Annotated in this window: 1 pseudogene; it reads left to right on the top strand. The window is 33.2% G+C overall.

What is annotated here, in order from left to right:
* Window positions 1–358: pseudogene (locus tag H4O21_RS28515) on the top strand (hypothetical protein); the annotation flags it as partial.

Genomic DNA, 358 nt, shown 5'->3' with positions numbered 1-358 from the left:
GGGTTTATTCCTTTCGGATTTGATTTAACACCACATTTAAAATATGATAGTGAAAACATCTTAGCTGTTAAGGTAAACAATGACAGAGGCGATCATTTTAGAGATAATTTCCCGTTAGTTTGGAACCACGAACATTGGCACCCTACACATGGTGGTATTTATAGAAATGTATTTCTACATGTGATGGATCCGCTACACATCACCTTACCACTTTATGATAATTTAGAAACTTTAGGTACTTACGTTTATGCAGGAAATATATCAGAAACCAATGCAGATGTATTTGTAAACGCTGAGGTTCAAAATGAATATGATGAAGCAAAGAAGGTAAGTTTTGAAGCTAAAATATTTAATTATG

Origin of the sequence: Oceanospirillum sediminis, from assembly GCF_014164585.1 — a bacterium.
Taxonomy (GTDB): domain Bacteria; phylum Pseudomonadota; class Gammaproteobacteria; order Pseudomonadales; family Halomonadaceae; genus Oceanospirillum; species Oceanospirillum sediminis.
Note: the sequence above shows the minus strand (reverse complement) of the source record. Positions and strands in the feature narration are given on the sequence as shown.